Here is an 18,300-nt window from a genome sequence, read left to right as displayed (position 1 = left end):
CCCGGGCCGGGGCTACTACCTCCCGTCGTGCGGGCGGCGGGCGGCGCAGACGGGAGTTTGAAGACAGGCCCTAGGGGCCCTTCCCCGCGCGGGCCGCGCCGGGGCCCTGCGGTTGTCGGTCCCTGATGGCAGTCTGGTCGTGCACACGGAGCCCCGTCCGGGGGTACGCACGGCTCCGTGCCGGTCACGCACACGAACCCCCGGCCGAAGAAAGTCCGCGCCGAGCCGATGAGTCGGCGCGACGCGCGCGGTCTACACGGATGAGGGCGGTGACGACCGCCGGGGACGAGAGGCAGATCGATGGCAGAGAAGCTGGCAGAGCAGGACTTCCCGCAGCTCGCGGACCCCTACCGCAGGGAGCTGCTGGCTCACTGCTACCGCATGCTCGGCTCCGTCCACGACGCCGAGGACCTGGTGCAGGAGACGTATCTGCGGGCCTGGCGCGCCTACGACAAGTTCGAGGGCCGCTCCAGCCTGCGCACCTGGCTGCACACGATCGCCACCCGCGCCTGCCTCACCGCCCTGGAGAGCCGCGGCCGGCGCCCGCTGCCCACGGGGCTCGGCGCGCCCTCCTCGTCCCCCGCCGACGAACTGATCACCCAGGACGAGGTGCCCTGGCTGGAGCCGCTCCCGGACACGATGATCGACGGCGGCGGCACGGTGGACCCGGCGACGGTCGTCGGCTCGCGGGAGTCCGTACGCCTGGCGTTCATCGCCGCCCTGCAGCACCTGCCGCCCAAGCAGCGCGCCGTGCTGATCCTGCGCGACGTCATGAAGTGGAAGGCGTCCGAGGTGGCGGAGCAGCTGGAGCTGAGCACCGCCGCGGTCAACTCCGCGCTGCAGCGCGCCCACGCGGCCATGGGCAAGGCCGCGCTGACGGAGGACTCCGTGCAGGAGCCCGAGGATCCCGAGCAGCGCCGGCTCCTCGACCGGTGGATGGCGGCGTTCGAGGCCAAGGACGTGCCGGGGATCGTGAAGCTGTTCACGGAGGACGCGGTCTGGGAGATGCCGCCGTTCATCGGCTGGTACCAGGGCCCGGAGACCATCGGCGAGCTGATCGACACGTCGTGCCCGGCGCAGGGCCCCGGCGACCAGCGGATGATCCCGACCATGGCCAACGGGCAGCCCGCGTTCGGCCTGTACATGATCGACCCGGAGACAGGCGACCACAAGCCGTTCCAGATCCAGGTCCTCGACATCGTCGACGGCAAGGTCCGGCACTGCGTGGCGTTCTTCGAGAAGAGCCTGTTCGAGGCGTTCGGCCTGCCCGCCGTGCTCCCCGCAGAGCGATGAACGGCGCGTCCACGGAGGTCCGCGCGGGGGTCAGCCTGCTGGAACGGGCGGTCGGCTACACCCTCGGGGTGCTGCCGCTCGTGACGGACGAGGCGCTCGGCCGGGCCACGCCGTGCGAGCGGTGGGATCTGCGGCTGCTGCTGGTGCATCTGGAGGACTCCCTGGCCGCGCTCAACGAGGCGGTCGACTGCGGTCATGTCTCCGTCTCCGTCTCCGCCTCCGTCGACTGCGGCGCCGGAGCGCCGCCCCCGGGTCCGGACGCGGACACGGACGCGGCGCGGCTCGTCGGGTCCGTACGCGATCTGTGCCGGCGGCTGATCGCGGCCTGGAGCTGCGACGACGGGGAGCACGAGGTGATCGACGTGGGCGGGCTGCCGCTGTCGTCGGCGATCGTGACCGGTACGGGCGCGATCGAGATAGCCGTCCACGGCTGGGACATCGCCCGCGCGTGCGGTGCGGACCGTCCGCTGCCCGCACCCCTCGCGGAGGAACTCCTCGACCTGGCGCCGCACTTCGTCCACCCGCTGGACCGCCCGGTCCGCTTCGCCGACCCGGTACGGGTGCCGCACGACGCGGCGGCGGGGGAGCGCCTTCTGGGATTCCTCGGCCGCCGGGCCTGAGACGACACCGGCCGCCCGCTCACGAGCAGCGGGCGGCCGGACCCGACGGTTACGCCTGCGCGTCGAAGAGCGCGCTCACCGACTCCCCGTTGTGGATACGCCGTATGGCCTCCGCCAGCGCCGGGGCGATCGACAGCACGTGGAGCTTCTCGGTCCGCTCCTCGTCCCGTACGGGCACCGTGTTCGTACACACGATCTCCCGCACCTCCGGCTGGTCCCCGATCCGCTTCAACGCCCCGCCGGAGAACAGCCCGTGCGTGCACGCCACCCGCACCGACGCCGCGCCCTGCTCGCGCAGCAGCCGCAGCAACTCCACGACCGTCGACCCCTTGGCGATCTCGTCATCCAGGATGATGACGTCCTTGCCCGCCACGTCGCCGATGACCGCGCTGATCTGCACCCGGTCGTCCGCGAACCGCTGCTTCGCCCCGGCCGCCACGGGAATGCCGAGCAGCCGCGCGAAGTGCGCGGCCTCCTTGGCGTTGCCGAGGTCCGGGGAGACGGCCACCGCGTTGGACAGGTCGTAGCGGGAGAAGTGCGCGGCGAGTTCCCGCAGCGCGTGCAGATGGTCCACGGGCACCGAGAAGAACCCGTGCACCTGCGGCGAGTGCAGCGTCATCGCCAGCACCCGCCCGGCGCCCGCCGTGGCGAGCAGATCGGCCACGAGCCGCCCCCCGATGGAGATCCGCGGGGCGTCCTTCTTGTCGGAGCGGGCGTAGGAGTAGTGGGGGAGCACGACGGTGATCCGCGCGGCGGACGCGCCCCGTGCCGCGTCGAGCATCAGCAGCAGCTCGACGAGGTGCTCCTGCACGGGACGGACCAGGGGCTGGATCAGGAAGACGTCGCGGCCGCGGCAGTTGGCCTGCAGCTGGACGCCGAGGCAGTCGTTCGCGTAACGGTCGACGTGGACGGGGAGGAGGGGGACGCCGAGGTGGGCACAGACCTCCGCGGCCAGTTCGGGATGGGCGCTGCCACTGAATACGGCGATGTCTCGCACGGTGTCCCTTACGTGTTCGTCGGGGCAAGCGTCAGCCGCAGCCTAACGCGCGGCATTTGCACACACGGCCCGTACCGCCGCAAAGTGCCTCCGCCGGGGTGCGCGGCCGGAGAACTCGCGGGGGCTTCGCCCCCGGACCCCCGGGACCAGGGTGGTCGGGTGAGAGGGGGGTGCGGATCGGAGGCGGGCTTCGCCGGACTCGCTCAGCCACCTCCACCGGGAGCCCGGTCACGCGGCGTACCGCGTCGGAGCCACCCCCACCGCCGCCGTGAAGTCCCGGGTGAAGTGGGCCTGGTCGGCGTAGCCGAGGTCGGCCGCCAGCCCCGCCCAGTCCACCCCGGCGCCGGCGTCCGCCCGCGCCGCGGCCTCGTGCAGCCGCGCCCGGCGCAGCACCCACTTCGGGCTCGCGCCCACGTACTCGGCGAACAGCCGCTGCAGTCCGCGCACGGACAGCCCCGTCGCCCCGGCGAGCTGGTCCACCCGTACGAGCGAGGTGTCCCCGGCCGCCAGCCGCACCGCCTGATCGGCCTGTACGGCGGCGGGGTCCGGGTCGTCCGGCAGCCGCCCGCGCAGGAAGTCCTCCGCCGCCCGGGCCATGGCGGCGCCGTCGCGCAGCGCGAGGATCTCCCGGCTCGCGCCGGCCACCGCGGCGCCGAAGAACTCCACCGCCGGGACCCGCCGGTCCGCGAGGGCGGACACCGGTCCGTCCGTGAACGCGCGGAACGCGCCCGGCCGGAACTTGATCCCCAGCACCTGCCCGTCCCCCTCCAGCCGCCGGGTGAAAAGCCCGCGGTCCACGCCGTAGACGAGGGGCTCGGGCTCCTCGAAGACGAGGTGGACGTTGGGGTGGGAGAGGACCTTCGTCTCGTACGGGGCGGGGCCGGCCACATGCCAGGCGACATGCCAGTAGAACTCGACGAAGGCGGCGGCCCGCGCCCCCGGCGGATGCTGCCGCACGGTCGCCACGCGGGCCTGCTCGTCGGGGTGCAGGACGCCGCGGGGGTGGTCGGACTCGGTCACGCGGCCAGCGTATTCCGCAGGTCGCGGGCCTGTCGCGTTTGTTCAAGACGGACGCGGGCCCGGATCCTAGCGTGGGACGCATGAACGAGACGCACCAGCACATGAAGGAAGTCGCCGCCGAGGCCGCCCGCGTCGCCCACGGCGTACGGGAGGACCAGCTGGCGGATCCGACGCCCTGTACGGACTGGGATGTGCGGACCCTGGTCAACCACTGGGTCCTGTACACCTCGCACGGCCTGGAGCACCGCGCCCGGCGCGAGCAGCTCCCCGAGGAGCTGACCGGACGCGACTTCACCGCCGACGCCGGCTGGGCGGACGCCTACGCCGCACAGCTGGACAAGGCCGTGGGCGCCTGGGCCGATCCGGCGGTGTGGGAGGGCGAGATCGATCTGGGGTTCACGACGATGCCGGCGGCGGAGATCGCCTCGCTCGTCGTCAAGGAGATGGCCGTCCACGGATGGGACGTGGCCCGGTCGACCGGCCAGCAGCTGACCGTGTCGGACCGGGCCGGGGAGGCCGTCCTGCGCGTCGTCGAGGAGCACGCCGAGATCTACCGTCAGTACGACGGGTTCGCGGAGCCGGTCGAACCGCCCGCCGGGGCCACCGCGTTCGAGCGCGCGCTCGCGCTCTCCGGCCGCGATCCGCGCTGAGCGGCGCCGGACAGCCGCAGGGCCCAGGCCGTCAGCCCGAACACGGCCAGGTTCACCACCGTGCGCACCGTGTTCCACGTCACCCAGTCGTCCTCGAAGTCGGCGCGGGCCTTCGCGAAGCCGCCCCGGGCCGTGTCCAGATCGTCGTTGAGCGGGACGTTCACGCCCATCGTGGTGGCCAGGACCACGACGTACAGCACCAGCGCCGCCAGGATCCACGGCAGCGTGCGGGTGCCGCGGTGCAGGACGGCGGCGGACACCAGGGCCAGCAGCGAACCGGCGAATATGATCATGAACCAGCCGTTCTGGATCGCCTGGTTGATCTCCTGCATGGCCACCACGAAGGTCCGGTCGTCCGCCTGCGCCAGGCCCGGCATCACGGCGTACCCGAAGGCGGCGTAGAGGCCGGCGCTGAGCCCGGTCAGCACGGTGGCGGTGGTCAGCGCGAGAGCGCGGCCGTTGAACTGCATGATGTTCCCCCTGTGTTCGGTGGGTGGTGCGATGGGTGGTGGCGGTGGGTGGCAGGTGATGGGCGGTGGGCGGTGGATCCCTGGCTTACTTCCAGGCCCCGGCGGCGGCCGCCGCCCGGGCGTACGACGCGAAGTCCCGCGGCTCACGCCCGAGCGCGCGCCGCACGCCGTCCTGCGGCTCGGCGTTGCGCCCGTCCAGGACCCGGGCGAACAGGTCCACGAACAGCGGCACGTACTCGGCCGGCAGGTGCTGCCCCAGATAGGTGCCGTAGTCCGCGGAGGACACCGGGCGGTACGTGACCTCGCGGTCCGTCGCCGCGGCCAGCTCGGCCGCGATCTCGCCGAAGGTCAGTGCCCGCGGGCCGGTCAGCTCGTACGTCTGTCCCGCGTGCCCGTCCTCCGTCAGCGCCGCCACCGCCACGTCGGCGATGTCCTCGGCGTCCACGAAGGGCTCCGGCACCTGCCCGGCGGGCAGCACCAGCTCGCCGGCGAGCACCGGCTCCAGCAGGAAGTCCTCGCTGAAGTTCTGCATGAACCATGAGCACTTGATGATGGTCCACTGAAGTCCCGACTCGCGCACGGCCTTTTCGCTCGGCTCCGTCTGCTCCTCGCCGCGCCCCGACAGCAGCACCAGCCGCCGCACCCCGCTCCGCGCCGCCAGCTCGCTGAACGCGCGGATCGCGGGCGCCGCCTCGGGCGCGGCCAGGTCCGGGTAGTAGACGAGGTACGCCGCGTCGACGCCGTCGAGGGCCGGGGCCCAGGTGGCCGGCTCGTGCCAGTCGAACGGCACGTCGCCGGAGCGGGAGCCGACCCGGGTCTCGACGCCGCGGGCGGCGAGCCGCTCCACCACTCGGCGGCCGGTCTTGCCGGTGCCGCCGGTGACGAGGGTGATGTTCCGGTTCTGGTTCGTCTCGTTGAAGGTCATGGCATAAGTGAAGCGCCGCAGACCTGGACGATCCATGGTTCAGAAGCTCGACGGCATACGCCGGCGTCTACGCTGGAGGCATGGACACTCTCGCCGGAATGCTGGAGGGGCCACGGGCCCGCGGAGCCTTCCTGATGCGCGTGACGATGCGCCCGCCGTTCTCCGTACGCGTCGAGGACCACGCCCCGTTGGCGGTCTGCGCCGTGGTCGCAGGCGAGAGTCGGGTCCGTTACGACGAGGGCGGGCCGGAGCCGGTGCGCCTGACGGCCGGCGATCTGGCGATCATGCGCGGGCCGGACCCGTACACGGTGGCCGACGCCCCCGACACCCCGCCGCAGGTGCGGATCCTCCCCGGACAGGAGTGCTGCACGCTGACCGGGGAGCCGCTGAAGGAGGCCATGAGCCTGGGCGTGCGCAGTTGGGGCAACGCCGAGGACGGCGGTACGACCATGCTCATCGGCGCGTACGAGAACCCCAGCGAACTCGGCCGCCGGCTGCTCGGCGCGCTGCCGCCGCTGATCGTGCTGCGGGCCGGGGACTGGGACAGCCCGCTCGTACCGCTGCTGATGGCGGAGATCACCCGCGACGAACCCGGGCAGTCGGCGGTGCTGGACCGGCTGCTCGACCTGGTGCTCATCTCGGCGCTGCGCCAGTGGTTCGCCCGGCCCGGCGGGCAGGCGCCCGGCTGGTACGAGGCGCAGTCCGACCCCGTCGTGGGCCGGGCGCTGCGGCTGCTGCACAACAACCCTTCCCAACCGTGGACGGTCGCCTCCCTCGCCACCGCCACCGGCGTCTCCCGCGCGGCGCTGGCCCGCCGCTTCACGGACCTGGTGGGCGAGCCGCCGATGGCCTACCTCACCGGCTGGCGGCTGGACCTGGCGGCGGACCTGCTGCGCGAACCGGACGCCACGGTGGGGGCGGTGGCGCGCAAGGTCGGGTACGGCACCGGGTTCGCGCTGAGCACGGCGTTCAAACGGGTGCGGGGTGTCAGCCCGCAGGAGCACCGGGCGGCGGCCGCGGCGTAGTTCCTCGGTTCCGCCGCCGACGAGTGTTCCTCCGGTCCGCTTCCGATGAGTTTCCGCGGGGTCCCGGGTCTATCCCGTTGACCGCAGAACGCGGCCCCCGACCACCGGACAGGACCTGTGAATCATGACGAACACCGCTCTCGCCGCCGCCCCCCTCGCCCCCTCCGCCGCCGCGACCCGCAAGGGCCATGTCGCGCTGTGGGCCGCGCAGATCGTGCTCGGCGCCTTCATGATCGTGGCCAGCGGCGTCCCCAAGTTCTTCGCCGTCGAGGCCGCCGTGCAGAACTTCGACGCGATCGGCTACGGCGACTGGTTCATGTACGCCGTCGGCGTCCTGGAGGTCGCCGGCGGCATCGCGCTGCTGATCCCCCGGCTGGCGGGACTGGCGGCCACGGCGCTGACCGCCCTCATGGTCGGGGCGGAGGTCTTCACCTGGGTCTACCTGGAGACCACCTTCTGGTACACCCCGGTCATCCTGGGCGCGGCCTTCGCGGCGATCGCCTACCGCCGCCGCGCGGAGACCGCCGACCTCTACCGGTCCGTACGCGCCGGAACGTTCACGATCCGGGGAGTCACCAGCTGAGGGGCCGACCGTCCCGGAAGAAGCCGCCCGATGGGCCGTCGTCCGCGAGGACGGCGGCCCATACGACGCTCTGTGCCCCGTCCTCGACCGGCCGCCCGCCGGGCCCGCCCATGTCGGTCGCGACCCACCCCGGGCACACGGCGTTGACCAGCACGCCGTCGCGCCGCAGTTCGGCGGCGAGCATGACGGTGAGGGCGTTGAGGGCGGCCTTGGTCGTCGTGTACGCGGGGGTGCCCGCGCCCATGCTGCCGAAGGCGGCGGCCTCGCTGCTGACGTTCACGACGCGCGGGTGCGCGCTGCGGCGCAGCTGCGGCAGGAACGCCTGCACGCAGCGCCAGGGGCCGTACAGGTTGGTCTCGGCGGCTTCGTGGACGACCGCGAGGTCGGCGGTGGTGGCCCGCTGCCAGGTGTCGTAGTGGATGGCGGCGTTGTTGACGAGCACGTCGAGTTCCCCGACCTCCCGCGCGGCGCGCCCGACGCTGTCCGCGTCGGAGACGTCGAGCGTGAGCGCCCGCACGTCGAGCCCTTCGGCGCGCAGCCCACCGGCGGCCTCCTCGGCGGCTTCGCCGTCGCGGGCGCTTAGGAGCACGGTGTGCCCGAGCCGCCCGAGCTGCCGGCACACCTCCTTGCCGATACCGCGATTGCCACCGGTCACCAGGGAGACGGTCATGGGCCCATGATCCCAGGCGGGCGGTGCCGTGCGCCGGACGGGGCGTCGAACGCACGTGACACCTGGGGCCGGGGCGGGTTAACCTCGGGGCATGAAGCGATACGCAGCCGTCACGACGACGCCGGACACCGTCCCGGCGTAGACGCTGCGCGCAGCGAACTCACGAAGCCCCGGGGCGAGAGCCCCGGGGTTCTTCGTTGCCCGGTGTGTCTCGCCCCCCTTGCGAGGAGAGACCACCATGAACGCACCCAAGGACCACCGCCGGCTCGGCCGCGAGCTGGAGCTCTTCGACACCGACCCCCTCATCGGCTCCGGGCTGCCCTACTGGCTGCCCGCCGGCGCCGCGGTACGCCAGGCGCTGGAGTCGTACATCGCCGGCGTCGAGCACCGGGCCGGGTACCACCGGGTCTACTCACCCGTCCTCGGCAAACGCGAGCTGTACGAGGTCTCCGGGCACTGGCAGCACTACGCGGAGGACATGTTCCCGCCGATGGCTCTGCCCAAGAGCGGCTCCGCCGCGGGGGGCGGCGAGGACTTCGTGCTGCGCCCCAGCCTGTGCCCGCACCACGCCCTCATCTACCGCTCCCGCGAGCACAGCTACCGCGAACTCCCGCTGCGGATCGCCGAGATCGGCGCCCAGCACCGCTCCGAGCTGTCCGGCGTCCTCGGCGGCCTGTCCCGCGTGCGCGGCATGCAGCTCAACGACGCACACGTCTTCTGCTCCCCGGACCAGGTCGAGGCGGAGGCCCTGGCCGCGCTGCGGCTCATCGAGCGGGCGTACGCGGACCTCGGCGTCAAGGCCGCCCGCTACCGGCTGTCGCTGCCGGGCGAGGGCGGCAAGTACGTCGACAACCCCGGGCTGTGGGAGCGGGCCGTCGCCGTCCTGCGGTCCGTACTCGACGCGTCCGGGCTGCCGTACGAGGACGGGGTGGGCGAGGCGGCCTTCTACGGGCCGAAGATCGACGTACAGGTGGAGGACGCCGCCGGGCGGGAGTTCACCCTGTCGACCGTCCAGGTCGACTTCCACCAGCCGGAGCAGTTCGGCCTGGAGTACGTCGGGGCGGACGGCGCCCGGCACCGGCCGGTGATGGTGCACCGGGCGATCGTCGGCAGCATCGAGCGGGCCGTGGCGCATCTCATCGAGGTGCACCAGGGCCGCTTCCCGGCCTGGCTGGCCCCGGTGCAGGCGGCCGTGGTGCCGCTGGGCGACGCGGAGGTGCCGGCGGCGGCCGGCTTCGTCCAGCGGTGCCTGGACCGCGGGCTGCGCGCCGAACTGCTCGAACCGGTGCGGGGGACCCTCGGCGCCCGGATCCGCGGTGCGCGGCTCGTGCCCTACCAGGCGGTGATCGGCCCGAAGGAGGCGGCGGCCGGCGAGGTGTCGCTGCGCCTGCGGGACGGGTCGCGGCGCGATCCCCAGGCTGTGGACGAAGCACTGGGGGAGGTGGTGCGGGGCTGTGCGGTGTGAGGCCGCGGCGGCGGGGGGCTCGGGGGTCAGGCCGCCCCCGAGGTGCCCTCCTCGTACGCGTCGATCAGCTCGTCCCAGTGCTCCCGCGTCCACGCGCACGCGGCGTCCAGCGGGCCGAGCAGGCCGCGGCCCAGCGCGGTCAGCGCGTATTCGACCCGGCGCGGCGTCGTCCCGTACTCCTCGCGTACGACGAAACCGCTCTGCTCCAGCCTGCGCAGCGACTGCGTCAGGGACTTGGCGGTGATGCCGTGCAGCGGCACCTTCAGCTCGGAGAACCGGCGGGGGCCGTCCTCGAGACAGCGCAGGATCAGCGGCGCCCACTTGTCGCCCACGCGGAACGGCACCAGGGGGGACGGGCACACGGGGTCGAACATCTCGGGGTCCAGCGGGGCGGGTCCGGCCGGTCGGTTCGTCATGATCTCCACGGTATGCAGGTACCCGATCGGAAACCAGCCCTCCTTCTACGCTCCCGGTCATGGATACCGAGAGCAGCAAGATCATTGTGTTCGGGGCGAGCGGCCGGGTCGGCCGGGCGGCCGTGGCGGAGGCACGGCGGCGGGGCCATCACGTCACCGAGGCCCGGCGGACCGACGGAGACGTGACCGATCCGGCCGTCGTGGCACGGCTCGCCGCCGGACACGACGCGGCGGTCGTCGCGGTGTACGAGGCCGGGGCGGTGCCCGGCGACTTCTTCCCCGCCGTCGCCCGCGCGCTGGCGGAGGGCCTGCCCGCGGCGGGCGTGCGGCGACTGGTGTACGTCGGCCTGGCGTCCGTCCTGCCCACGTCGGGCGGGGAGCTGCTGATGGACACGCCCGGATACCCGCAGGACTGGCGGGAGTTCTACGTCGGTCATGGAGCGGGAACGGACGCCCTGCGGGATGCGGCTCCGGCCGCGCTGGACTGGGCGGTGCTGAGCCCTTCCGGAGACTTCGACCACGAGGGCGGGGCCACGGGCGGTTACACCCGGGCCCCGGCGGCGGCCGACAGCCGCATCACGCAGGGGGACTTCGCGCGGGCGCTCCTGGACGAGGTCGAGAGTCCCAGCCTGCACGGGGTGCATGTGGGCGTTGTCTCGGTCTGAGGGGTGGGGGCGGGGCGCGCCCTCGCGTTGGGCGCTCAGCGGCCCGCACCCCGCGTCCCCACCACCACCGTCGCCCACAGGTCGTCGCAGGTTTCGATACGGGCCGTCAGCCCTGCCTGTTCGAACGCGGCGGCGGTCTCGGGGGATTGGCGGGCGCTGGTCTCGATCAGGAGGGTGCCCTGGGGGGAGAGCCACCGCCCCGCGCCCTGCGTGATGCGGCGCTGGACGGCGAGCCCGTCCGGGCCGCCGTCCAGGGACGGGAGGGGTTCGTACAGCCGGGCCTCCGCCGGCAGCAGGGGGATCTCGTCCGTGGGGACGTACGGCGCGTTGGCCACCAGGACGTCGACGCGGCCGTGCAGAGCCGGCGGGAGCGCGGCGTACAGGTCGCCCTCGTGGACCCGGCCGCCGGGCAGGTTGCGGCGGGCGCAGGCCACCGCCGCCGGGTCCAGGTCGGCGGCGTACACGTCGGCGTCCGGGACCTCGGCCGCGATCGCCGCGCCCACCGCGCCGGCCCCGCAGCACAGGTCGACGACCACCGCGCCGGGGGCGGCGGCGGACACCGCCAGCCCCGCCAGGAACTCGCTGCGGCGCCGCGGTACGAACACGCCCTCGTCCACCGCGATCCGCAGCCCGCGGAACTCCGTCCAGCCCAGCACGTGCTCCAGCGGGAAGCCCTCGACGCGGCGCCGGACCATCGACTCCAGCGCCTGGGGGCCGTCGGCGGTTTCGAGCAGCAGCCGCGCCTCGTCCTCGGCGAAGACGCAGCCCGCTGCGCGCAGCCGGGCGGCCAGGCCGGCGGCCCGGTCCGCGGCGGGGTCCGGGGCAAGGTTCGTATCGGAGTTCACGGATCCCTGCATATCACTGGGCGCACCCCGTCCGACATGGAATTCTTTGGGGCGTGAGCCCGATTCCGATCGACGATCTGGTCCGGCTGCGCCGGGCCCGGGACCGGATGGACCGCGAGTACGAGCAGCCGCTCGACCTGCCCGCGCTGGCCGCCACGGCCATGATGTCGTCCGGTCACTTCTCCCGGAGCTTCCGGGCCGCGTTCGGGGAGACGCCGTACGGCTATCTGATGACGCGGCGCGTGGAGCGGGCCAAGGCGCTGCTGCGGCGCGGCGACATGACGGTGACCGAGGTGTGCTGGGCGGTGGGGTGTTCCTCGCTGGGCTCGTTCTCCTCCCGCTTCACCGAGCTGGTCGGCGAGACGCCGAGCGCCTACCGGGCCCGCGAGCACGGCGCGGACGAGCCGGTACCGCCGTGCTACGCCAAGATCTACACACGGCCGCCGCGGAACAGCGGGAAGGCATGAGCCCCTCCGGTCCGGAAGGGTCAAGAATGGAGAAGCCCCGGGCCCCGCTCGGCCTCTAGCGTGGCCCCATGGACCTCACACTCTCGCACTGCTTCATCGCCGTGCACGACCACGACGAGGCGCTCGCGTTCTACCGCGACGTGCTCGGCCTGAAGGTACGCACGGACGTGACCGCCGAGGGCATGCGCTGGGTGACCCTGGTCACCCCGGCCCAGCCGGAGGTGGAGATCGTCCTGGAGCCGCCGGGCGCGAACCCGAACGCCTCCCCCGCCGACCGCCAGGTGCTCACGGAGCTGCTGGCCAAGGGCGTGCTGCGCGGGCTGGTGTTCCGTACGCCGGACTGCGACGCGGTGTTCGAGCGCGTCGAGGCGTCGGGCGCGGAGGTCGTCCAGGAGCCGATGGACCAGCCGTACGGGATGCGCGACTGCGCGTTCCGCGACCCGTCGGGCAATCTGCTGCGCTTCACCCAGGCCCGCCGGTGACAGGGACCGCGGTACGCCCCGCCGGGCCCGGTGACGCCCCTGCCATCGCGCGCCTGCACGCGGACAGCTGGCGCCGGCACTACCGGGGCGCCTACGCCGACGCGTTCCTCGACGGCGACGTCGTCGCCGACCGGCACGCGGTGTGGGCGGCGCGACTGGCGGACGGCGCCGCGCCGAGCGCGACGTTCGTGGCGGAGGGCGAGGGCGCCGCACTCGTCGGCTTCGTCCACGCCGTCCTCGACGACGACCCCGGCTGGGGCAGCCTCGTCGACAACCTCCATGTCGCTCCCGGCCGTCAGCGCGCGGGCGTCGGCACCGCCCTGCTCGCCCACGCCGGCGCGGCGATCACCGAGCGGGCGGCCACCCCGGCGGCGTATCTGTGGGTGCTGGAGCAGAACGACCGGGCGCAGCGGTTCTACGAGGCCCAGGGCGGCGTCCGCGTCGAGCGCGCCGCCGTCATGCCGCCCGGCGGCGACCCGGCCCGGCTGAACGGCGCGCCCGTGAAGCTCCGTATGGCGTGGCCGGGCGGCATCCCCGGCGCCTGACCGGCTCACCGCTCGCTCGCGGGCTCACCGCTTGCGCGCGGCCACCAGCGCGAAGCCCAGCAGCTCGCCGCCGTCCTCGAGCAGCATCCGGGTCACGGCGTCGTCCCCGCACGCCCGCGACCAGCGCAGCCAGTCGTCCCAGCCGTGCTCCTGCATCCGGGCGGCGGTGACGTCGACGAGCTCCGTGACCTCCCACTGGAAGCGCCACCACTCGGGCGTGTGCCAGGCGACGGCCTCCCAGCCGACGACCTGGCGGATGTGCTCCGGTACGGACCCCAGCTCGCGCACCTCGCGCCGCAGCGCGGGCGTCGCGATGCCGAGCTGGCCGCCGGGGCGCAGGAAGCGCTGCAGATACGGCAGATAGCCGTCGGCCGTGCCGAAGTACTCGAAGGCGTCGATGCTGACGATCGCGTCGAAGCTCTCCGCCTCGAAGGGCAGCTGGTGCGCCTCCGCGCGCACGGCCGTCACCCGGTCCTCGACCCCGGCCTCGGCGAACACGGCACGGGCCTCCTCCGCGGCGACCCACCAGTCCGCGGCGACGACCTCCACCCCGAACTCCCGTACCAGGAAGACCGAACTGGCCCCCTTCCCGGACCCGAGGTCCAGCACGCGCATCCCCGGCAGCAGCCTCAGGTCCCGCGCGAGGTCCTCCAGCAGCCACAGGGGATGCGGCCCCATGTCGAGCCGCAGCAGCCAGGCCGGGTCGTACGCCGCGGATCTCGGATAGCGCGCGGGCCGGAGCAGCTCGTCGTCATCGGTCGTCATGCCGCGAAGTCCACCACACCGGGCCGGATTCGCCGGAACGAGGGAGCCCGTCAGCCTGTCGCACGCGGAGCGGCCGCGCCGGTCCGCGGAGCCGGAACGCCGGCTTCCACAGGTCCGGTCACGAAAGGACATCGGCCGGGTCCCCGCCACTTAAAGCCCACTCACCCCCTGTGCCATACTCGGCGCCGCTCGTAGCAATATCCGACTGGGGGGCCCGTGGACGCCGTTTCCCTGGACACCCCCTATCTGGACACCGACGCGGATCAGCTCTGCTTCTCCCTGGATCTGGAGGAACGTCCGGCGCTGGCCGAGAAGTCCGTGACCGTCGGCGGGCTCGGCGTGACCCTGCGGCTGCTCGGCGCCTCGCACCAGGTGTTCGCCGGGCCGGTACGGGAGACCGTGGCGTGCCTGCGCGGCACGGTGGAGGGGCTGCCGGCGACGTACACCAGGTCTTTACCCGGCTGGACCTACGACTTCAGCGCCAGCACCCGGCGGCTGCCGCCGGAGGGCTTCGGCGCCCAGGTGACGCGGGTCCTGGAGCGGGTGGCCGGCGCGGAGCACAGCCTGTGCGGGATCTTCCCGGGCTCGCCCCACGCGGTCACCGCGGTGGTCGTCGAGGCGGTCGACCGGCCCCCCGGCGCCAAGGGCGCCGGGCTGCTCTGGCGTACCTGGCACACCTATCCGCAGAGCGGCCAGATCGTGACGACGTACACCCGGCTGGAGGCCCGATGAACAGCGCCCGAGTCATCCGCGGGGCGGTGGCGGCCGTGGTGGCCGCGTTCCTGCTCACCGCCTGTTCCGGCGACGGCAACGCCGTACCGCGCGACTGGATCGGCAAGACGTACAGCAGCGGCGGCGCCGGCTGGACCGACCCGGACAGCGCCCCGGCCGCGGTCGCCGACGCGATCGACGGCCACCGCGACGCCCTGGACCGCTCGTCCGGCGGCGGGGCGGAGTTCCTGCGGTACGGCGACGACATGGTGACCGTCAGCCCGTACCGGAGCGGCAGCCAGATAGAGATCGAGGACTACCGCGGCGGCTACCAGCGGCACCGGCGGTACCTCACCAACTGGCCCGACCCGGACAGCGACAGCTTCCGCGGCGGCGGGCCCGGCGAAGGCAAGTGACCCCCGGCGGCCCCCGCGGCCGCAAGCAGCCCACCCACCCCCAGCTTCCAGGAAAGGCACAGCAGTGACCGAGATCTTCGAGTCCACCGGCCAGGCCCTGCTCTACGGAGTCGTGGGGCTCGCCGTCATGGCCGTGGGCTTCATCGCCCTCGACCTGGTCACCCCCGGCAAGCTCTACCACGTGGTGTGGACGGACCGTAACCGCGGCGCGGCGGTGCTGCTGGGCAGCCAGTCCGTCGCCGTCGGTCTGGTGATCATGGAGGCGATCCGGGCCAGCGAGTCCGAACAGGGCCTCGGCTACGGCCTCGTCAGCACCCTGCTCTACGGGCTGGCCGGAGTGCTGGTGATGACCGTCGTCGGCGTCGTCATCGGTGTGCTCACCCCCGGCCAGATGGGCGCGCAGGTGCTCCAGGACGCCGAGGACGGCCGCCCGCACCCGGCCGCGTGGGTGCAGGCCGGCATGTATCTGGGCACCGCGTTCATGGTCGGCGCGGCGCTGTCGTAACACCATGAGCACCACCTCCCTGCACGACCGCGCCACCGCGGCACCCGCGGCGCGCCCCCCGGCCGAGCACTCCCGGGGGGCGCGCTTCCTGCTGCTGTTCTCCGTCTTCCTCTGCGCCGCCTGCGGGCTCGTCTACGAACTGGCGCTCACCGCGCTCGGCAGCTACCTCATCGGCAACTCCGTCCTGCAGACCTCCGTCGTCATCTCCGTGATGGTCTTCGCGATGGGGGTCGGCTCGCTCGCCGCCAAACCCCTGCGCCACCGTCCGGTGGGCGCGTTCGCGCTGGTGGAGGGGGTGCTGGCGCTGGTCGGCGGGCTGAGCGTGCTGACCCTGTACGCGGCCTTCGCCTGGCTGCGGGTCTACACGCCGGCGATGGTCGTGATCGCCCTGGTCGTGGGGCTGCTGATCGGCGCCGAGATCCCGCTGCTGATGACGCTGCTGCAGCGCATCCGGCGGCAGGAGGCGGGCAGCGCGGTCGCCGACCTGTTCGCGGTGGACTACATCGGCGCCCTGGTCGGCGGGCTGTGCTTCCCGCTGGTGCTGCTGCCGACGTTCGGCCAGCTGAAGGGCGCGCTGGTGGTGGGGGTGGTGAACGCCGTCGCCGGGGTGATCGTCGTCGTCCTCATCTTCCGCCGCCAGGTGCGGCGCCGGGTGCGGCTCGGGCTGCTCGCGGGGGTGGCGGCGGTGCTGACCGTGCTGGGCACGGCGTACGCGCTGGCCGACGATCTGGAGGTGACCGCGCGGCAGCAGATGTACCGGGATCCGATCATCCACGCGGAGACCACGCCGTACCAGGAGATCGTCGTCACCCGCTCCACCGCCTTCACCGGGGGGCCCGACGTCCGGCTCTTCCTCAACGGCGATCTGCAGTTCAGCTCGGTCGACGAGTACCGCTATCACGAGTCGCTGGTGCACCCGGCGCTCGCCGGCCGGCGGGAGAACGTGCTGATCCTGGGCGGCGGCGACGGGCTGGCGCTGCGGGAGGTGCTCCGGTACGACGGGGTGCGGCGGGTCACGCTGGTCGAGCTGGACCCGGCGATGACGCGGCTGGCCCGGGACTTCGCACCGTTGCGGGAGCTCAACCGCGCGTCGTTGGACGATCCGCGGGTGACGGTGGTGAACGCCGACGCCTTCAACTGGCTGCGGGAGGCGCGGCAGCGCTACGACGCCGTGATCATCGACTTCCCCGATCCGGACACGGCGGCGCTCGCCAAGCTGTACTCGGTGGAGTTCTACCACCTGCTCGGGCAGGTGCTGACCCCGCACAGCCGGGTGGTGGTGCAGAGCGGGTCGCCGTTCTTCGCCCCGAAGACGTACTGGTCGATCGTGGCGACCGTCGAGAAGGCAGGCTTCGCGACGACCGAGTTCCAGGTCGACGTGCCGAGCTTCGGCAACTGGGGTTACGTGCTGGCCGTCCCGGGCGGCGGCGCGCCCCCGGCGCTGCGCCTGGCGCCGGACGCGCCCCGGCTGCGCTATCTGGACGACGCGGTGCTCGAGGCGGCGACCGTCTTCCCCGTCGACCGGCGCCGCCAGGACGTACGGCCGAGCACGCTGATGGATCCGGCGGTGCTGGAGTACGTGCTGGACGAGTGGCAGAACTACTGAGGCAGCCGGGCGGGTTCTCTCCCCCCGGCTGCCTCGGCCCGGGCGCGCCTCAGTCGCGGATGCCCGCGAAGGCGTACGGCAGGCCCGACGGTCCCGCGGGGTCGTTTGTACCGCCGACCGCCCAGATCCGCCCGCTCTCGTCGGCGGTCGCACCGTGCAGATAGCCCGCGCCGGGCACCGACTCGGTGTGGGTGAAGCGGCCGGTTCTGTCGAGGGTCAGCACGTAGTCGCCGTTCGGGCTCACCGCCGGGTTCTGGCTCTCGCCGATGGCGACCGGCCGGCCCTGCCGGTCGAAGGCGATGTCGTAGAGCTGGCCGGTCTCGGCGGGCGTGCGGACCTCGCGCCAGGCGTGGCCGTCGAAGTGGATGACCACCGGGCGCCGCCAGAACGCCTCGTGGCGCAGATGGCCCACGGCCCAGACGTCGTCGGCGGACCGCACCTCGACGGCGTCGTACAGCGCGCCGTCCAGCTGCGCGGGCAGCGGGCTGCCGGTCCAGCGTGTGCCGTCGAAGCGGACGATGCCGGTGTTGGTGATGGCGTACACGGAGCCGTCGGGCGCCGTCTGCAGCTGCGAGAGCCAGCCGAGCTCCGCGCCGCCGGGCACCTCGCTCCACGAGCCGTCGGCGTCGCGGCGGAGCACGGCGTAGCGGAACTCCTCGGCGGTGCTGTAGCTCGCCGCGATCCAGGCGGAGCCGTCCCCGGCGACGGTGACCGCGCTGAGGCCGGCGTGCGACGCGTCCACGGGCAGGGGGAGCCCGATCCGGGTCCACGCGGTGCCGTCCCAGTGCTGCAGCACGGCTTCGCTCGCCCTGTCGGAGAAGGCGGAACCCACGGCCCAGGCGTCGTCCGGCCCGGCGACCGCGAGTTCGTCGAGCCGCCCCTCCCCGGACGTGGGCTGCGCCGGGGTCTCCCAGCCGGAGCCGGTCCAGCGGGCGGCGTAGGGGTGCATCGCGTTGGAGGCGTCGATGCTGATGCCGACGGCCCAGGTCTCGCCGCCGCGGGACTCCACGTCGTAGAAGACGCTGTCGGCGGCGCCCGCCGGGCTGACGTCACGCCACGGCTCGGGGGAGGCGACGGCGGGCGCCGCCGCGGTGAGCGCGGCGGCGAGACCGAGGGTGGCGACCGCCACGGGGCGCAGGAGTGCTCGGGGCATGGATCG

General features: G+C 73.4%; 23 protein-coding genes. 14 read left to right on the top strand and 9 right to left on the bottom strand.

Annotated elements, in window-relative coordinates; genetic code table 11:
- The first annotated feature begins 300 nt into the window (after positions 1-300).
- Positions 301-1,293: a sigma-70 family RNA polymerase sigma factor gene (locus AB0M28_RS26285; protein WP_365409789.1), complete on the top strand. Its 993-nt coding sequence runs from the start codon at positions 301-303 to the stop codon at positions 1,291-1,293.
- Complete coding sequence (locus AB0M28_RS26280) at positions 1,290-1,913, top strand: TIGR03086 family metal-binding protein (RefSeq protein ID WP_365409786.1); 624 nt, start codon at positions 1,290-1,292, stop codon at positions 1,911-1,913. Before AB0M28_RS26285 ends, AB0M28_RS26280 begins: the two co-directional genes overlap by 4 nt.
- A 49-nt stretch (positions 1,914-1,962) precedes the next feature.
- Here the strand turns inward: AB0M28_RS26280 and AB0M28_RS26275 are convergent, their stop codons facing one another.
- Entirely contained in the window at positions 1,963-2,910 is a 948-nt protein-coding gene (locus AB0M28_RS26275; protein ID WP_365409783.1) for a ribose-phosphate pyrophosphokinase, read from the bottom strand.
- Positions 2,911-3,138: 228 nt separating this feature from the next.
- On the bottom strand, positions 3,139-3,930 hold the full coding sequence (locus tag AB0M28_RS26270) for a helix-turn-helix domain-containing protein (RefSeq protein ID WP_365409780.1): 792 nt from the start codon (positions 3,928-3,930) through the stop codon (positions 3,139-3,141).
- A gap of 80 nt (positions 3,931-4,010) precedes the next feature.
- On the opposite strand from AB0M28_RS26270, the gene AB0M28_RS26265 reads away from it, so the two are divergent.
- A complete protein-coding gene (locus AB0M28_RS26265; protein WP_365409777.1) occupies positions 4,011-4,580 on the top strand; it encodes a TIGR03086 family metal-binding protein in 570 nt (189 codons plus the stop codon).
- Here the strand turns inward: AB0M28_RS26265 and AB0M28_RS26260 are convergent.
- Together AB0M28_RS26260 and AB0M28_RS26255 are read right to left on the bottom strand one after the other, a co-directional pair.
- Positions 4,487-5,050 carry an anthrone oxygenase family protein gene (locus AB0M28_RS26260; protein WP_365409774.1) on the bottom strand — a complete coding sequence of 188 codons (564 nt, stop codon included), beginning with the start codon at positions 5,048-5,050 and terminating at the stop codon, positions 4,487-4,489. The genes AB0M28_RS26265 and AB0M28_RS26260 overlap by 94 nt on opposite strands.
- A gap of 85 nt (positions 5,051-5,135) precedes the next feature.
- A complete protein-coding gene (locus AB0M28_RS26255) occupies positions 5,136-5,975 on the bottom strand; it encodes an NAD(P)H-binding protein (protein WP_365409770.1) in 840 nt (279 codons plus the stop codon).
- 80 nt (positions 5,976-6,055) lie between these two features.
- Between AB0M28_RS26255 and AB0M28_RS26250 the strand changes: the two genes are divergently transcribed.
- Positions 6,056-7,000 carry an AraC family transcriptional regulator gene (locus AB0M28_RS26250; protein ID WP_365409767.1) on the top strand — a complete coding sequence of 315 codons (945 nt, stop codon included), beginning with the start codon at positions 6,056-6,058 and terminating at the stop codon, positions 6,998-7,000.
- A 124-nt stretch (positions 7,001-7,124) separates the two neighbouring features.
- Entirely contained in the window at positions 7,125-7,583 is a 459-nt protein-coding gene (locus tag AB0M28_RS26245; protein WP_365409764.1) for a DoxX family protein, read from the top strand.
- Here the strand turns inward: AB0M28_RS26245 and AB0M28_RS26240 are convergent.
- Positions 7,573-8,253: an SDR family oxidoreductase gene (locus AB0M28_RS26240; RefSeq protein WP_365409761.1), complete on the bottom strand. Its 681-nt coding sequence runs from the start codon at positions 8,251-8,253 to the stop codon at positions 7,573-7,575. The two genes, AB0M28_RS26245 and AB0M28_RS26240, sit on opposite strands and share 11 nt — an antisense overlap.
- A gap of 238 nt (positions 8,254-8,491) precedes the next feature.
- Here AB0M28_RS26240 and thrS point away from each other — a divergent pair, with 238 nt between their 5' ends.
- The gene (gene thrS / locus AB0M28_RS26235) at positions 8,492-9,718 is read left to right on the top strand and encodes a threonine--tRNA ligase (RefSeq protein WP_365409758.1); all 1,227 of its coding nucleotides are present in this window, start codon (positions 8,492-8,494) and stop codon (positions 9,716-9,718) included.
- A gap of 26 nt (positions 9,719-9,744) precedes the next feature.
- Here the strand turns inward: thrS and AB0M28_RS26230 are convergent, their stop codons facing one another.
- Positions 9,745-10,134 carry a helix-turn-helix domain-containing protein gene (locus AB0M28_RS26230; RefSeq protein ID WP_365409755.1) on the bottom strand — a complete coding sequence of 130 codons (390 nt, stop codon included), beginning with the start codon at positions 10,132-10,134 and terminating at the stop codon, positions 9,745-9,747.
- A 59-nt stretch (positions 10,135-10,193) separates the two neighbouring features.
- Here AB0M28_RS26230 and AB0M28_RS26225 point away from each other — a divergent pair, with 59 nt between their 5' ends.
- Complete coding sequence (locus tag AB0M28_RS26225) at positions 10,194-10,799, top strand: NAD(P)H-binding protein (RefSeq protein WP_365409752.1); 606 nt, start codon at positions 10,194-10,196, stop codon at positions 10,797-10,799.
- 35 nt (positions 10,800-10,834) lie between these two features.
- On the opposite strand, the gene AB0M28_RS26220 is transcribed toward AB0M28_RS26225, so the two are convergent.
- Positions 10,835-11,644, bottom strand: coding sequence for a putative protein N(5)-glutamine methyltransferase (locus AB0M28_RS26220; protein WP_365409749.1), 810 nt, complete (start codon positions 11,642-11,644; stop codon positions 10,835-10,837).
- A gap of 62 nt (positions 11,645-11,706) precedes the next feature.
- Here AB0M28_RS26220 and AB0M28_RS26215 point away from each other — a divergent pair, with 62 nt between their 5' ends.
- The 3 genes from AB0M28_RS26215 (at position 11,707) to AB0M28_RS26205 (ending at position 13,138) form a co-directional block, all read left to right on the top strand.
- On the top strand, positions 11,707-12,111 hold the full coding sequence (locus AB0M28_RS26215; RefSeq protein WP_365409798.1) for a helix-turn-helix transcriptional regulator: 405 nt from the start codon (positions 11,707-11,709) through the stop codon (positions 12,109-12,111).
- Between the two features lie 68 nt (positions 12,112-12,179).
- Entirely contained in the window at positions 12,180-12,593 is a 414-nt protein-coding gene (locus AB0M28_RS26210; protein ID WP_365409746.1) for a VOC family protein, read from the top strand.
- Entirely contained in the window at positions 12,590-13,138 is a 549-nt protein-coding gene (locus tag AB0M28_RS26205) for an N-acetyltransferase (protein WP_365409743.1), read from the top strand. The genes AB0M28_RS26210 and AB0M28_RS26205 overlap by 4 nt, the downstream gene beginning before the upstream one ends.
- A gap of 24 nt (positions 13,139-13,162) precedes the next feature.
- Here AB0M28_RS26205 and AB0M28_RS26200 read toward each other — a convergent pair whose 3' ends face one another.
- The gene (locus AB0M28_RS26200) at positions 13,163-13,903 is read right to left on the bottom strand and encodes a methyltransferase domain-containing protein (RefSeq protein WP_365409740.1); all 741 of its coding nucleotides are present in this window, start codon (positions 13,901-13,903) and stop codon (positions 13,163-13,165) included.
- 216 nt (positions 13,904-14,119) lie between these two features.
- Between AB0M28_RS26200 and AB0M28_RS26195 the strand changes: the two genes are divergently transcribed.
- The 4 genes from AB0M28_RS26195 (at position 14,120) to AB0M28_RS26180 (ending at position 17,141) form a co-directional block, all read left to right on the top strand.
- The gene (locus AB0M28_RS26195; protein ID WP_365409737.1) at positions 14,120-14,635 is read left to right on the top strand and encodes a DUF2617 family protein; all 516 of its coding nucleotides are present in this window, start codon (positions 14,120-14,122) and stop codon (positions 14,633-14,635) included.
- The gene (locus AB0M28_RS26190; RefSeq protein ID WP_365409734.1) at positions 14,632-15,030 is read left to right on the top strand and encodes a DUF4247 domain-containing protein; all 399 of its coding nucleotides are present in this window, start codon (positions 14,632-14,634) and stop codon (positions 15,028-15,030) included. The genes AB0M28_RS26195 and AB0M28_RS26190 overlap by 4 nt, the downstream gene beginning before the upstream one ends.
- A 64-nt stretch (positions 15,031-15,094) precedes the next feature.
- Entirely contained in the window at positions 15,095-15,535 is a 441-nt protein-coding gene (locus AB0M28_RS26185; protein ID WP_365409731.1) for a DUF350 domain-containing protein, read from the top strand.
- A gap of 4 nt (positions 15,536-15,539) precedes the next feature.
- Complete coding sequence (locus AB0M28_RS26180) at positions 15,540-17,141, top strand: polyamine aminopropyltransferase (RefSeq protein WP_365409728.1); 1,602 nt, start codon at positions 15,540-15,542, stop codon at positions 17,139-17,141.
- Between the two features lie 49 nt (positions 17,142-17,190).
- Here AB0M28_RS26180 and AB0M28_RS26175 read toward each other — a convergent pair whose 3' ends face one another.
- Positions 17,191-18,294 carry a hypothetical protein gene (locus tag AB0M28_RS26175; protein ID WP_365409725.1) on the bottom strand — a complete coding sequence of 368 codons (1,104 nt, stop codon included), beginning with the start codon at positions 18,292-18,294 and terminating at the stop codon, positions 17,191-17,193.
- Positions 18,295-18,300: the final 6 nt, after the last annotated feature.

This window comes from Streptomyces sp. NPDC051940, from assembly GCF_040680895.1.
Taxonomy (GTDB): domain Bacteria; phylum Actinomycetota; class Actinomycetes; order Streptomycetales; family Streptomycetaceae; genus Streptomyces.
Note: the sequence above shows the minus strand (reverse complement) of the source record. Positions and strands in the feature narration are given on the sequence as shown.

What these genes read in the sequence shown, in the direction of transcription:
- AB0M28_RS26285 (WP_365409789.1), top strand. Translation starts at nt 301, where the DNA reads ATGGCAGAGAAGCTGGCAGAGCAGGACTTCCCGCAGCTCGCGGACCCC.
- AB0M28_RS26280 (WP_365409786.1), top strand. Translation starts at nt 1,290, where the DNA reads ATGAACGGCGCGTCCACGGAGGTCCGCGCGGGGGTCAGCCTGCTGGAA.
- AB0M28_RS26265 (WP_365409777.1), top strand. Translation starts at nt 4,011, where the DNA reads ATGAACGAGACGCACCAGCACATGAAGGAAGTCGCCGCCGAGGCCGCC.
- AB0M28_RS26260 (WP_365409774.1), bottom strand. Translation starts at nt 5,050, where the DNA reads ATGCAGTTCAACGGCCGCGCTCTCGCGCTGACCACCGCCACCGTGCTG.
- AB0M28_RS26255 (WP_365409770.1), bottom strand. Translation starts at nt 5,975, where the DNA reads ATGACCTTCAACGAGACGAACCAGAACCGGAACATCACCCTCGTCACC.
- AB0M28_RS26250 (WP_365409767.1), top strand. Translation starts at nt 6,056, where the DNA reads ATGGACACTCTCGCCGGAATGCTGGAGGGGCCACGGGCCCGCGGAGCC.
- AB0M28_RS26245 (WP_365409764.1), top strand. Translation starts at nt 7,125, where the DNA reads ATGACGAACACCGCTCTCGCCGCCGCCCCCCTCGCCCCCTCCGCCGCC.
- AB0M28_RS26240 (WP_365409761.1), bottom strand. Translation starts at nt 8,253, where the DNA reads ATGACCGTCTCCCTGGTGACCGGTGGCAATCGCGGTATCGGCAAGGAG.
- thrS (WP_365409758.1), top strand. Translation starts at nt 8,492, where the DNA reads ATGAACGCACCCAAGGACCACCGCCGGCTCGGCCGCGAGCTGGAGCTC.
- AB0M28_RS26230 (WP_365409755.1), bottom strand. Translation starts at nt 10,134, where the DNA reads ATGACGAACCGACCGGCCGGACCCGCCCCGCTGGACCCCGAGATGTTC.
- AB0M28_RS26225 (WP_365409752.1), top strand. Translation starts at nt 10,194, where the DNA reads ATGGATACCGAGAGCAGCAAGATCATTGTGTTCGGGGCGAGCGGCCGG.
- AB0M28_RS26210 (WP_365409746.1), top strand. Translation starts at nt 12,180, where the DNA reads ATGGACCTCACACTCTCGCACTGCTTCATCGCCGTGCACGACCACGAC.
- AB0M28_RS26200 (WP_365409740.1), bottom strand. Translation starts at nt 13,903, where the DNA reads ATGACGACCGATGACGACGAGCTGCTCCGGCCCGCGCGCTATCCGAGA.
- AB0M28_RS26190 (WP_365409734.1), top strand. Translation starts at nt 14,632, where the DNA reads ATGAACAGCGCCCGAGTCATCCGCGGGGCGGTGGCGGCCGTGGTGGCC.
- AB0M28_RS26180 (WP_365409728.1), top strand. Translation starts at nt 15,540, where the DNA reads ATGAGCACCACCTCCCTGCACGACCGCGCCACCGCGGCACCCGCGGCG.
- AB0M28_RS26175 (WP_365409725.1), bottom strand. Translation starts at nt 18,294, where the DNA reads ATGCCCCGAGCACTCCTGCGCCCCGTGGCGGTCGCCACCCTCGGTCTC.